10 protein-coding genes are annotated in these 13420 nt (G+C 66.9%); 6 read left to right on the top strand and 4 right to left on the bottom strand.

Annotated features, from left to right (window positions below):
• Positions 1–55 precede the first annotated feature (55 nt).
• From HZY97_RS05915 to HZY97_RS05895, 5 genes are read left to right on the top strand one after another with little or no spacing between them, the layout of a single operon-like run.
• On the top strand, positions 56–778 hold the full coding sequence (locus tag HZY97_RS05915; protein ID WP_180141485.1) for a GDSL-type esterase/lipase family protein: 723 nt from the start codon (positions 56–58) through the stop codon (positions 776–778).
• Positions 775–2727 carry a glycoside hydrolase family 97 protein gene (locus HZY97_RS05910; protein WP_180141483.1) on the top strand — a complete coding sequence of 651 codons (1953 nt, stop codon included), beginning with the start codon at positions 775–777 and terminating at the stop codon, positions 2725–2727. Before HZY97_RS05915 ends, HZY97_RS05910 begins: the two co-directional genes overlap by 4 nt.
• Positions 2728–2778: 51 nt before the next feature.
• On the top strand, positions 2779–3222 hold the full coding sequence (locus HZY97_RS05905) for a cupin domain-containing protein (RefSeq protein ID WP_257214883.1): 444 nt from the start codon (positions 2779–2781) through the stop codon (positions 3220–3222).
• Positions 3223–3236: 14 nt separating this feature from the next.
• A complete protein-coding gene (locus HZY97_RS05900) occupies positions 3237–4382 on the top strand; it encodes a Gfo/Idh/MocA family protein (RefSeq protein ID WP_180141479.1) in 1146 nt (381 codons plus the stop codon).
• Between the two features lie 18 nt (positions 4383–4400).
• The gene (locus HZY97_RS05895; protein ID WP_180141477.1) at positions 4401–5744 is read left to right on the top strand and encodes a Gfo/Idh/MocA family protein; all 1344 of its coding nucleotides are present in this window, start codon (positions 4401–4403) and stop codon (positions 5742–5744) included.
• A gap of 3 nt (positions 5745–5747) precedes the next feature.
• On the opposite strand, the gene HZY97_RS05890 is transcribed toward HZY97_RS05895, so the two are convergent.
• Complete coding sequence (locus HZY97_RS05890) at positions 5748–6965, bottom strand: cysteine desulfurase-like protein (protein ID WP_180141475.1); 1218 nt, start codon at positions 6963–6965, stop codon at positions 5748–5750.
• A gap of 49 nt (positions 6966–7014) precedes the next feature.
• Here HZY97_RS05890 and HZY97_RS05885 point away from each other — a divergent pair, with 49 nt between their 5' ends.
• Entirely contained in the window at positions 7015–8049 is a 1035-nt protein-coding gene (locus HZY97_RS05885) for an oxidoreductase (protein WP_180141473.1), read from the top strand.
• 114 nt (positions 8050–8163) lie between these two features.
• Here HZY97_RS05885 and HZY97_RS05880 read toward each other — a convergent pair whose 3' ends face one another.
• The 3 genes from HZY97_RS05880 to HZY97_RS05870 all read right to left on the bottom strand — a co-directional run bounded on the left by HZY97_RS05880 (position 8164) and on the right by HZY97_RS05870 (position 13330).
• Complete coding sequence (locus tag HZY97_RS05880) at positions 8164–10383, bottom strand: beta-glucosidase (RefSeq protein ID WP_180141471.1); 2220 nt, start codon at positions 10381–10383, stop codon at positions 8164–8166.
• A 72-nt stretch (positions 10384–10455) separates the two neighbouring features.
• Complete coding sequence (locus HZY97_RS05875; protein WP_180141469.1) at positions 10456–11208, bottom strand: hypothetical protein; 753 nt, start codon at positions 11206–11208, stop codon at positions 10456–10458.
• A 70-nt stretch (positions 11209–11278) separates the two neighbouring features.
• Positions 11279–13330: an NAD(+) synthase gene (locus tag HZY97_RS05870; protein ID WP_180141467.1), complete on the bottom strand. Its 2052-nt coding sequence runs from the start codon at positions 13328–13330 to the stop codon at positions 11279–11281.
• Between the last annotated feature and the right edge of the window lie 90 nt (positions 13331–13420).

The following is a 13420-nucleotide window of genomic DNA, read 5'->3' as shown; positions in this document are numbered from 1 at the left end:
GGGCTTTTCTTCGAAGGCTAGGGTAGCGGCGACCGTTCGATACCGGAGAGCCGTGATGCCGATCGTCCGCCGTGGGTTTCTTGGGGGCGTGCTGTTCCTCCCCGTCGCTTCCAGCGTCGCGCGGACGCAGGAAAGCTGGGAGGACCAGCACCAGCGCCAGCTCAAGGAAGACTGGCCCTGGCTCGGTCGCTATGCCGACGACAACCGCAAGCTGATCGCCGCGCGCCGCAAGGTCGATATCGTCTTCATGGGCGATTCGATCACCGAGGGCTGGCAGAGCAAGCATCCCGCCTTCTTCACCTCCGGCCGGCTCTGCCGCGGGATCGGCGGCCAGACTACGCCGCAGATGGTATTGCGGATGATGGCCGACGTGATCGCGCTCCGCCCGCGCCTCGTCCACATCATGGCCGGCACCAATGATATCGCCGGCAACACCGGCAAGATCACACTCGAGCAAAGCTGCGACAATCTTCGCATGATGACCGAGCTGGCGCGCGCCAACGGTATCCAGGTGCTGCTCGCCTCCGTGCCGCCGGCCGGCGATTTCCCGTGGCGGCCGGGCCTCGAGACGGTCAAGCCGATCCGCGCGATCAATGCCTGGCTGGCCGGTTATGCCCGCGGCGCCGGCGCGACCTGGATCGATTATACCCCCGCACTGGCCGACGCGAAGGGTGCGATGAAACCGGGCCTCGCCTTTGACGGCGTCCACCCCACCGAAGCGGGCTATGCCGCGATGGAGAAGCTGCTGCTTCCGATCCTGAAGGCGCACAAGGCGTGAGGCTGGTCCTGGCCGCGCTTGCGCTGCTCGCCGCGGCGCCCGCTTCCGCGCAGCAGGTGCTGACCGCCGTTTCGCCCGATGGCAGCAACCGCATCTCGATGCAGCTCAGCGGATCGGGCACGCCGGTCTATGCTATCTCGCGTGCCGGCAATATCGTGATCGCGCCGTCGCCGATCCTGCTCGATCTCGACGTCGATACGCTCGGCTATGGCCTGGCGATCACCGGCTCGGAGAGCGCCACCGCCGACGCGCGCTACCCGATTGTCGCCGGTATCGCCTCCGAAGGGCGCGATCATTACAACCAGCTCACCGTCCATTTCCAGGAGAAGGGCGGGGCGAAGCGCAAGCTCGACATCGTCCTGCGCGCCTATGACGACGGCGTCGCCTTCCGCACCGTGATCCCCGTCCAGCCGGCCACTGCCGCCGCGATCGTCCGCTACGATCGCACCGGCTTCTATTTCCCGCCGAGCTACAAATGCTGGGGCTTCAATGTCGGCAAGTTCGGCTCGAGCCATGAGGGCGAGTTCGATCCTGTCGACGTGCCGCATCTGCGCGACCATAATCTGTTCGACGTCCCCTTCGCCTGCGAGACCGGCAAGGCCGCCTTCGCGATCGCCGAGGCCGACCTGCTCGACTTTGCCGGCATGTACCTCACCGGGCGTGGTGACGGCGGACCCGGGCTTCAGGTCAAGCTCTCGCCCTCGCTCGATGACTATCGCATCGCCGTCCACACGCGCATCGGCAGCCCGATCGTCACGCCCTGGCGCGTGGTGATGCTCGCCGATCAGCTCGGCAAGCTCAACGAGAGCACGCTGATCGCCAATCTCTCCAGCCCGAGCCGGATCGAGGACACGAGCTGGATCAAGCCCGGCCTGACCAGCTGGGACTGGTGGAGCGGCCCGGTGATCGCCGCGCTCCCCGGCCAGCGCAGCACCACGGCCGTCGCCAAGGCGCTGATCGACTTCGCCGCCGCCAATGGCCTGCCTTATACGATGATCGATGAGGGCTGGTATGCCGGCGCCGGCGGGGGCGGGGTGCGCCGCCCGGGCGTCGACATCACCAAATGGACCGACTCGCTCAATCTCCAGGAAGTTGTTGAGTACGCGAAGTCGAAGAAGGTCCGCCTGTGGCTGTGGATGCATTGGCAGGCATTGGACGAGCAGCAGGAAGACGCGCTCGCCGAATATGAGAAGCTCGGCATTGCCGGCATCAAGGTCGATTTCATGGACCGCGACGACCAGTGGATGGTCAACTGGTACACCCGGTTGCTCGGTGCCGCCGCGCGCCACCATATCATGGTCGATTTCCACGGCGCCTATCCGCCGCGCGGGCTCAACCGCACCTGGCCCAATTTCATGACGCAGGAAGGGGTGATGGGCGCCGAGTATAACAAGTGGAGCAAGCGGGTGACCTCCCGCCACAATGTCATGCTCGCCTTCACCCGCGGGCTGATCGGGCCGATGGACTATACGCCGGGCGGCTTCCGCAACACGACCCCCGAGGCCTTCCGCGTCCGCGGAGACCTGCCCTTCGTCCAGACCAGCCGGGCGCACGGGCTGGCGATGTATGTCGTCTTCCTCTCGCCGCTCGCCGCGGTTTCGGACAGCCCGGATACCTATGCCGCCAGCCCGGCCGGCTTCGACTTCATCAAGGCAGTGCCCTCGGCCTGGGACGAGACCCGCTATCTGGCCGGCGAGACGGGTGAGTATATCGTCCTCGCCCGCCGCAAGGGCAGCCGCTGGTTCCTCGGCGCGATGAACAGCGAGACCGCGCGCAAGGTCACCGTGCCGCTCGATTTCCTCGACAAGAAGGGTGCGGCGATGCGGCTGTGGAGCGATGGCGACAAGCCGGATGCGCCGGTCCTCACCGAGAAGCGCGTGGCAGATGGCGAGACGCTCACGCTTGATCTCGCCGCCAATGGCGGGGCTGCGGCGATCTTTGAGAAATAGCGCTTCAAAACTCGTACAATTGGTGTAGCCTCTCCGAAAAGGAGAGGGATGATGCGGATCACGCAAAGGGATTTCGGCATCGCCGCGGTCGCGATAGTCTGCGGTTGGGGTGCGAGCGCGCTTGCCCAGCAGCAGGCCGTGCTCGGTCCGGCGGTGTGGGACTGGAACAAGCTCGCCGTCCAGAAAACCGATGTCGGCGAACTCCGCAACCTCGTCCGCCAGCCCACCGCGACGCTTTCCGAGCTGGAGATGCACATCACCACGCTCAATCCGGGCCTCGCTTCGCACCCGCCGCACCAGCATCCCAATGAGGAACTGGTGATCATCGATCGCGGCACGGTCGAGACGCTCTCGGCCGGCAAATGGGAGCGGCTCGGCCCCGGCTCGGTGATCTTCAACGCTTCCAATTCGCCGCATGCGCTGCGCAATGTCGGTGACACGCCGGCGACCTATCACGTGATCAACTGGAAGACCGCCGCGACGCCGGCAAAGTAACAGGAGAGCGCGTTATGGACCGCCGTTCGATCCTCGGCATTGCCGGCCTCGCCGCGATGTTGCCGCCCGAAGTATTCGCCCAGTCGCAGAGCTCGGGCAACGCGCCATCAGAGAATGCCGCGCCCGTCGGCCCCGAGCCGGGCGTAACCCACAAGGCCGATTTCGGCGTGATCGGCCTCGATCATGCGCACATCTATTCGATGACCGACGCGATGCTCCGCGGCGGCGGCGTGCTCAAGGCATTCTATGCAGCCGATCCGAAGCAGGTCGACACGTTCCGCAAGCGCTACGGCAATGCGATCAAGCTCGCGCGCAGCGAGGACGAGATCCTTGGCGACAAGTCGATCAAGCTGATCATCGGCGCGCCGATCCCCGACCTCCGCGCCCCGCTCGGCATCCGGGCGATGCGCGCGGGCAAGGACTATCTCGGCGACAAGCCTGCGATCACCAGCCTCGACCAACTCGCCGAGGTCCGCCGCACGATCGCCGAGACGAAGCGCAAGTTCGCGATCATGTATTCCGAGCGGCTCGAGGTGCGCGCCGCGGTCCAGGCCGGCGAACTCGTCCGGCAGGGGCAGATCGGCAAGGTCATCCAAACGATCAACATCGCCCCCCACCGCGTCGGCACCGGCCGCCCGGACTGGTTCTGGGACAAGGCGCGCTATGGCGGCATCCTCACCGATATCGGCAGCCACCAGGCCGACCAGTTCCTGTTCTACACCGGCTCGAAGACCGCGCATGTCGTCGCCGCGCAGACCGGCAACCGCAACTGGCCGGGCAAGCCGGACTTCGAGGATTTCGGTGACATGATGCTCACCGGTGACGGCGGCACTGGCTATGTCCGTGTCGACTGGTTCACCCCCGACGGGTTGCCGACCTGGGGCGACGGCCGACTCTTCATCCTCGGCACCGAGGGTTACATCGAGCTGCGCAAATATGTTGACATCGCCGGGCGACCGGGCGGCAACCACCTGCTGATCTGCGACAAGCAGGGCGTGCGCTACATGGACTGTTCCAAGGTCCATCTGCCCTTCGGCCCGCAATTCATCGCCGATGTCGTCGAGCGCAGTAGCGTCGCGCAGGACCAGGACCAGGCGCTGCTCGCCGCCGAGCTGGTGCTCACCGCACAGAAGAACGCCACGCGGCCGATCACGGCCTGAACGAGGAGGAGAGGGGCCATGCGGCTTTCCAGACGCCAGACCTTGGGTGCCATCGCGGCGCCGATGATCGTGCCTTCCAGCGTGTTCGGCCAGAACGCGCCTTCCAATCGCGTGACGATCGGCGCGATCGGCGTCGGCCGGATCAGCCGCGTCCACGACATGAAGGAAATCCACAAGCACGCGGACGCGCAGATCGTCGCGGTGTGCGATGTCGATACCAAGCGGCTCGGCGCCGGCATGCAATTGGTCGATGACCGCTATGCCGCCAGCACCGGCAAGAACTACGCCGGCACGCGCGGCTATACCGATTATCATGAGCTGCTCGCCGCCAAGGATATCGATGCGGTGCTGGTCTCGACCCCCGATCACCAGCACGCGCCGCTCGCGGTGCGCGCAGTGCAGGCGGGCAAGCATGTCTATCTCCAGAAGCCCGCTTCGCTGACCATCGCCGAGGGCCGGCGCATGGCCGACGAAGTGAAGAAATCGGGTAAGATCCTTCAGATCGGCTCGCAGCAGCGCGGGCAGGACCCCTGGCCGCAATTCCACCGCGCCTGCGAGCTGGTTCGCAACGGTCGGATCGGCAAGCTCAAGCATGTCGAGATCGGTCTGCCCGGCGACCCCTCGGGGCCAGAGGCGCCGCCGATGCCCATCCCGCCCAACCTCAACTATGATGCATGGCTGGGGACGACGCCCGAGATCCCATACACCGAGATCGGCGTACATCCACAGAACAGCTTCGAGGATCGCCCCGGCTGGCTGCGCATCGAACAGTTCGGCGCGGGCATGATCACCGGCTGGGGCGCGCATCATGTCGACATCGCCCATTGGGGCATGGACATGGAGCATTCCGGGCCGGTCGAGATCTGGGGCAGCGCTGAGTTTCCCAGGAGCGGCCTGTGGAACGTCCACGGCCCGTTCGAGACGCATGCGCGCTATGCCAATGGCGTGACGATGACGATCTCGGGCGCGCTGCCCAACGGGGTGAAGTTCATCGGCGACAAGGGTTGGGTGTTCGTCCAGCGCACCGGTTCGGTCTCGTCCTCCGATCCCTCAAAGCCCGCCGATATTCCGCTGACGGCGAGCGACCCGAAGCTGCTCGACAGCGTGATCGGGCCCAACGAGATCCACCTCTACAAGGCACCCGAGCAGCACCGGAACTGGCTCGACGCGATCCTGAAAGGCGCGGTTGTCAGCGCGCCTGCGGAGATCGGCCACCGCGCCTGCTCGACCTGCTTGCTCCATCACATCGCGATGAAGACCGGCCGGAGGCTGAAATGGGATCCCGTCGCGGAGAAGTTCATCGGCGACGATGCGGCGAATGCGATGCTCGGCCGCCCGCAGCGGACGAAATACGCGATCTAGGGGTCAGAGCTCGGCAAGCGCGGCGATAAGCCGGTCAACTTCCTCGGCGGTGTTATAGTGGCAGAGCCCGACGCGCAGCAGCCCGCCGGTCGGATCGACGCCCAGCCGTGCGGTCACTTCGATCGCGTAGAAGCTGCCCGACCAGGCGAAGATACCGTGCTCCGCCAGATGCGCGGCGATCGCGTCGGGGTGGTGGCCTTCGATCGTGAAGGAGAAGGTCGGCACCCGGCCTTCCATCGTCGACGGCCCCCAGAGCCTGAGCCCCGGAATGCCCGCCAAACCCGCCAGCAGCCGGTCGCCCAGATCCTGCTCGTAATGGACGCAGCCCTGCATCGCCGCGACTAGCTTCGCGCGGCGGCTATTGGCCATCGGATCGAGCTGCGTGCCCAGCCATTCGAGATATTCGATCGTGCCGAGCACCGCCGCCTGCCCCTCGAACGACGGCGTGCCCGTCTCGAAGCGATGCGCGCCGTGATTGCCCGCCGGGCGCACGCGATAGGCCTCGACGCGCTCGACCGTCTCGGCGCGCGCCCAGAGCACGCCCTGGTGCGGGCCGAAGAACTTGTAGGGCGAGCAGGCGAGGAAGTCTGCGCCGAGCGCCACCACGTCGGTCGCGATGTGCGGCACCGATTGCACCGCGTCGACGAAGATCAGCGCATCCGAATGGGCGCGGATGATCTTCACGGCCTCGGCCACCGGGTTGATCGTGCCGAGCGCATTGCTCGCCATGCCGAGCGCCACCAGCCGGGTGCGCGGTCCGATCAGCCCGACCAGCTCGTCGAGCTTCCAGCGGCCGGTCTCGGGATCGAAATCCAGCCAGCGCACCGTCATGCCCTTGTCGCGCGCGGCGTGGAGCCAGGGCGAGACATTGGCGTCATGGTCGAGCCGGGTGCAGATCAGCTCGTCGCCCTCGCTCCACTCCCGCGCCAGCGCGCGCGAGACGGCGAAGGTGAGCGACGTCATGTTCTGCCCGAAGGCGATTTCGTCGGGCTTGCCGCCGAGCAGATCCGCCATCGCCTGGTGCGCGGTCTCGCTCACGGCATCGGTCTCGACCGAGGTGATGAACGCGCCGCCCGCATTGGCCGTGCCGGCGTGGAGGTGCTCGACCATCCGCGCCACCGCAGCCTCGCAGATCTGGGTGCCGCCGGGCGCGTCGAAATAGACGCGGTCGGGGCGGAGCGCCAGGAACTCGGCGCGCACGGCTTCGATTGGAAAGTCCATGGCACTGGCATAGAGCGGACGCGCGCAATCGGCAAAAAAGGAGCGTCGCATGATCCGCACGGGAGTGATCGGCTATGGCCTGGGCGGCATGGCTTTCCATGCGCCGCTGGTGGACGCGGTCCCCGAGCTCGAGCTCGCCGCCATAGCCAGCTCGCGTGCCGAGGTAGTCCATGCGCGCTATCCGGACGTGACCGTCACTACGCCGGATGCCGTACTCGCGGACCCGAGCATCCAGCTCGTCGTGATCTCCACGCCAAACGACACCCACGCCCCGCTCGCGCGTCGGGCGCTGGAGTCGGGCAAGCATGTCGTGATCGACAAGCCCTTCGCCACCAACCTCGCCGATGGCGAGGCGCTGGTCGCGCTGGCGAAGGAGAAGGGCCTGCTGGTCGGCGCCTTCCATAATCGCCGCTGGGACGGCGATTTCCTGACCGTGCGCAAGCTGGTGGAGGCGGGGACGCTGGGCGAGGTCATGCTCGCCGAGCTGCGCTGGGACCGTTTCCGCCCCGACCTCGCCCAGGCATGGAAGGAAGATCCCGATGCCGGGGCCGGCATCCTCGCCGATCTCGGCCCGCATCTGATCGACCAGGCGCTCCAGCTGTTTGGCACGCCCGAGGCGCTCTCCGCCGACATCGCCGTCCAGCGCGAGAATGGGCGCACCGACGATTATTTCGAGCTGACCCTGTTCTACGGCGCGCGCCGCGTCACGATTTCCGCCGGCCGGCTGTTCGTCACCCCGCGCCCGCGCTTCTGGCTGCACGGCACCAAGGCCGACTTCGCCAAGCACGGCCTCGATCCGCAGGAGCCACGCGTGAAGGACGGCGCGCGCTATAACGATCCGGGCGTAGGAGACGAGGAGGCGCGCTACCACGGCACGCTCACCCGCGCTGACGGATCTAGCGAGATCGTGCCGACCGAGACCGGCGACTATCGCCTGTTCTACGCCGGCATCGCCCGCGCCATCGCCGACGGCACGCCGCCGCCGGTGACGGGCGAGGAAGCAGTGATGGGGCTGCGCATCATCGAAATGGCGCGCGAAAGCGCCAGGGAAGGGCGGCGGCTTGCTTTTCAGTCCCCGAACTGATCCCCGGCGAAGGCCGGGGCCCAGTATCGGCGCATTTGGAGAATTGCGGAATCCTCGCGGACGACGTGGCAACTGGGCCCCGGTCTTCGCCGGGGATCAGCTTTCCGCACTAGCTCAAGGCCGCCACCCCACCGCGATCGTCCGCGCTTCGAGCGTCACCGGTACCGTCGCGACGATGTCCTTTGCCGAGGTGCCCAGCATAACCTGATAGGTGCCGCCGGTGATCTTCCAGCTGTTGCTCGCGCCATCGAACGTCGCCAGCAGCCGGGGATCGATGGTCAGCGTCAGCGTCTTCGCTTCGCCCGGCACCAGCGCCACCTTGGTGAACGCCCCCAACCGCTTGGGCGCTTCCCAGCCGGCACCCGCCACATAGATTTGCGGCACGGCCTTGCCCTTGATCTGGCTGTTGTTCCGGATCGTGAAGCTCGTGGTGATCGTGCCGCCCGCGGCCTGCGCACTCAGCTTGTCATAGAGGAACGCGGCATAGCTCAGGCCGTGCCCGAACGGGAAAGCCGGGGTCAGCCCCTTGGCGTCGTACCATTTGTAGCCGACCGTCGCGCCTTCGCCGTAGGTCGTGTCACCCTTGTTCGGGGTCGAGGGCTTGGGCAGCTGGTCGAGGCTGGCCGGGAAGGTCGCGGGCAGATGGCCAGACGGGTTCACCTTGCCGAACAGCAGGTTGGCGATCGCGCTGCCGCCCTGCGTGCCCGGATACCAGGCGGCAAGGATGCCGGCGACCTGACCGCGCCACGGCGTCAGCACCGGCCCGCCGGTCTCGAGCACCACCACCGTTTTCGGATTGGCCTTGGTCACCGCGGCGATCAGCTTGTCCTGATTGTCGTCAAGGCTGAGCTCGACGTCGAAGCTCTCGCCCGCCCATTGCGTGCCGAACACGATCGCGACATCGGCATCCTTGGCGAGCTTGGCAGCGCCTCCCGTGTCCTTGCCGTCGGCGAACACCACTTCGGCGTTGGGCGCCTGGCGTTTGATCGCGGCGAGCGGCGCATCGGCATAATACATCACCGGCCCCGGCCAGCCGGTCGGCTTGAGCCCGGGCACGCCGTTCGGCACCACGGGATAGACCAGCGACGATCCGCTGCCCGCCAGCACGCCCTTGTCGGCATGGCCGCCGATCACGACGATCTTCTTCACCGCAGGCGACAGCGGCAGGATCGCGCCGTTGTTCTGCAGCAGCACCGCGCCGCCCTCGGCATCCTTGCGCGTCACATTGGCGTGCGCGGCGAGCATCGCGGGGGCGAGGTCCATCGGTGCCTCGGTCACCGGCTTGTCGAACAGGCCGTTGGCGAACATCCCGTGCAGGATCGCTCCGGCCATCGCGTCGAGCCGGGCTTTCGAGACGTCGCCCGTAGCCACCGCGGCCTTTAGCGGCGCGCCAAAATAGGGCTCCTTGTCGAACGGGAAGCCCGAATCCTGGTCGAGCCCGGCATTCGCGGCCGGTGCGGTCGAGTGGGTCGCACCCCAGTCGGACATCACAAAGCCCTTGAAGCCCCAGTCGCGGCGCAGCACGTCGGTGAGCAGCCAGGGGTTCTCGCAGGCATGGGTGCCGTTGACCCGGTTGTAGCTGCACATCACCGAGCCGGGATCACCCTTCTCGATCGCGATCTGGAAGGCGAGCAGGTCGCTCATCCGAGCTGCTACCGGATCGATGATCGAGTTGCCGGTGTCGCGATCGGTCTCTTGATCATTCACGGCATAATGCTTCACGGTCGAGACGATATGGTTCGACTGGATGCCTGCGATCTGCGCGCCGACCATCGTGCCGGCGAGCAGCGGATCCTCGCCGCCATATTCGAAATTCCGCCCGTTGCGCGGCTCGCGCATCAGGTTGACGCCACCGGCGAGCATCACGTTGAAGCCCGATGCCCGGGCCTCCGCGCCGATCATCGCGCCGCCGGCATGGGCGAGGTTGACATCCCAACTCGCGGTGGTGGCGAGGCCCGAGGGCAGGGCGGTCCGCCCGCGCTTCCGCGCCGCGCCGCCCTGGGTGGCGACGCCGACGCCGGCATCGGTCTGCCACTGCGCGGGAATGCTGAGTCGCGGGATCGCGGGGATATAGCCTGCCGAACCCGGCCGCGCCTCGGCAGGCGCCTTGTAGCCGTTCCTGGGCGGGAAATCGGTGCCGAAATAGCCGAAGACGAGCGTCAGCTTCTCCTCATCGGTCATCTGCGCGAGGACCAGCCGCACGCGCTCGTCGGTAGAGGCCTTGGCGTTCATCCACGGGGCGGCAGGCGCCTGCTGGGCGGTGGCGGGCGTCGCGGCGAGCGCCATCCCGAGAGCAATCAACGAACCCGCAAGGGCATGGCGATGCAATTTCATATTCCCTCTCCCGCGCTTTTTGTCAGCGTTGTCGGGAAGGGTATACAGGTCAAGCCTTGGTAACGCTACCACTCAGATAAGCGAGGCGCTTGGCAGCCAGCGGTCGCGCATCCAGCGCTGGCTTACTGTGGCGACGATCTCCGGATAGCCGGGATAGTCCGGGCCGATCAGCGGCAGGTCGAAGGCGCGGATCGTCGCGGCGATGCCGTCTGCATCGAACGCGCGCCCGGCGGCGCGGGCGTGGCGGGCAATCTCGAGCTCCTGACCCCAGAAATAGATTTCGGCGGCCTGCACATTGGCCTGCATCCGCCGCACTTCCTCCACGCGCCCGTCGCTCACGATCGGCAGCCAGATGTCGGGCATCAGCAAGTCCACGGGCACGTCCGCCTGCCATTCCAGCGCATCGGCCTGAACGATGCGCAGCTTGGCGCGGGCCGCATCGGGCAGCTGGGCGAACAGGTCGAGCTCGCGGTGGATCGCCAGCACGTCGCTGTCGCGCTCGACCACGGTGACGCGCGTCACCTCGTCGCGCAACGCCGCGGCCATTGCTGCCCAGCCCATGCCCATGCCCATGATCACGACATGGCCGTGCGACAGCGCCAGCCCGATCTCCTGGCTCTCGATCTCCATCGGGCTGAGCGACATCCAGACATCGTCGCCGCGCAGCAGCGCGGGCATCGTCATCATCAGCCGCGCGGGGCTCCAATAGCCCTGCGCGAGCACTCCGCCATCGGTGCGGATTCCCCAGTCGCCGCTGCGCATCGGGCGATATTCGGGCAGGAACCAGCGCGTCTCGAAACGCTCAAGCCCCGGCATCGCCGCCATTTTTCATCCCCCGCTGCCCGGACGAGACCTTATCGCGAACTTCCAACGCGTCGAGCGCGGATGGCACCGTTTAGGGGAGACTGGCCTTGAGCGCGTCGATCCACGGCCGCGCCACGCCATCGGAGGGCGCGCGCCAGTCGCCGCGCGGGCTCACCGCGCCGCCGGCCGAGACCTTGGGGCCGTTGGGCAGCGCCGAGCGCTTGAACTGGCTGGTCTGGAAGAAGCGGAACAGGAATTCCTCGAGCCACTTCGCGATCGCCGCCAGGTCGTACTGATGGCGGCCATCCTCGGGGAAGCCGATCGGCCATTGCCCCGCCTTGGCATCCTTCCACGCATGCCAGGCGAGGAAGGCGATCTTGGAGGGTTTGAGCCCGTGCCGGATCGTATAGTGGAGGAAGAAATCGTGCAGCTCGTACGGCCCGATCCGGTCCTGCGTGCTCTGCATTTTTCCATCCGCATCCGCGGGGACCAGCTCGGGCGAGATCTCGGTGTCGAGGATGCTGGTCAGCACCTGCGTCGCCTCGCCCGTGAACTGGCCGGTCTGCACGCTCCAGCCGATCAGGTACTGGATCAGCGTCTTGGGCACGCCGGCATTGATGCCGTAATGGCTCATATGGTCGCCGACGCCATAGGTGCACCAGCCGAGCGCCAGCTCCGAGAGGTCGCCGGTGCCGAGCACGAAGCCCTGGCGCTGGTTGGCCAGCCGGAACAGGTAATCGGTGCGCAGCCCCGCCTGGACGTTCTCGAAGGTCACGTCATAGACCGGCTCGCCCTGGGCGAACGGATGGCCGATCCCTTCGAGCATCGTCCGCGCGGTCGGGCGGATGTCGATCTCCGCGCCGGTCACGCCCAGCGCGTTCATCAGCGCCCAGGCATTGGCCTTGGTCGCGTCGCTGGTCGCGAAGCCGGGCATGGTGAAGCCGAGGATGTCGGTGCGCGGGCGCCCGAGCCGGTCCATCGCCTTGGCCGCGACGATCAGCGCATGGGTGGAATCGAGCCCGCCCGAAACGCCGATGACGAGATGCTTTGATCCGGTCGAGGCCAGCCGCTTGCGCAGCCCCTCCACCTGAATGTTGAACGCCTCGTAGCAATCCTCTTCGAGCTTGGAGGGCGTATTGGGCACGAACGGGAAGCGGCGCAGCTTCCGCAGCAGTCCCTTGTCGGCGAAGTCGGGGCGGTGCTGGAAGACCACCCGGCGGAAGCGCGTCTCGGGATCGCCATTGGCGGCGGCGCAGTCGTTGAACGTGCCCATCCGCATCCGCTCGAGCCGCAGCCGCTCGAGATCGATGTCGGCGCACACCACTTCGGTGGTGATATCGAAGCGCTCGGTGGTGGCGATCAGCTCGCCCAACTCGTGGATCATGCCCTGGCCGTCCCAGGCCAGGTCGGTCGTGCTCTCGCCCGGCCCCGAGGCCGAATAGACATAGGCCGCCACCGCCCGCGCCGATTGCGCCGCGCACAGCATCTCGCGCTCGCGCGCCTTGCCGATCGTGACGTTCGAGGCGGAGAGGTTGCACAGCACCAGCGCACCCGCGAGCGCGCCCTCGGTCGAGGGGGGCAAAGGCGCCCAGTAATCCTCGCAGATCTCGGCATGGAAGACGAAGTCGGGCAGTTCCTCGGCCGCGAAGATCAGGTCGGTGCCGAAGGGGACGGTCTGCCCGGCGACCTCGATCTCGAGCCCGGCGAGCCCGGCGCCGAGCGCGAACCAGCGCTTCTCATAATATTCGCGGTAGTTGGGGAGGTAGCTCTTCGGCACCACGCCCAGGATGCGCCCGCGCGCAATCACCACCGCGCAATTGTACAGCCGGCCGCAGCGCCGCAGCGCCGCGCCGACGAGCAGCACCGGCTTCAGCTCTGCACTGGCTTCGACGATCACCGCGATCCCGGCTTCGGTCGCGTCGCAGATCGTGTCCTGCAGATGGAGGTCGTCGATCGCGTAGCTGGTGACGTTGAGCTCGGGGAAGACGAGCAAATCCGCGCCCAGGCCCTCGCCCTCGCGCGCCAGCGCGATCGCCTGTTCGGCATTGGCGCGCGGATCGCCCACCGTGGTCACCGGGGTGCACACGCCCGCGCGGATCATCCCCTGGCGGTGGATCGAATAAAAGGGGTGGGACTGGGTCATTGTCTCCGTCTTGCTACGGAATGTTTCGATCACGGCCCGTTACCTAGTCGTTCCGCTCGCCTTGTGCCAACCCCAGTCAGGCTTTACCCG

The sequence above is a fragment of the Sphingomonas sp. R-74633 genome, assembly GCF_013416555.1.
Lineage (GTDB): Bacteria > Pseudomonadota > Alphaproteobacteria > Sphingomonadales > Sphingomonadaceae > Sphingomonas.
Note: the sequence above shows the minus strand (reverse complement) of the source record. Positions and strands in the feature narration are given on the sequence as shown.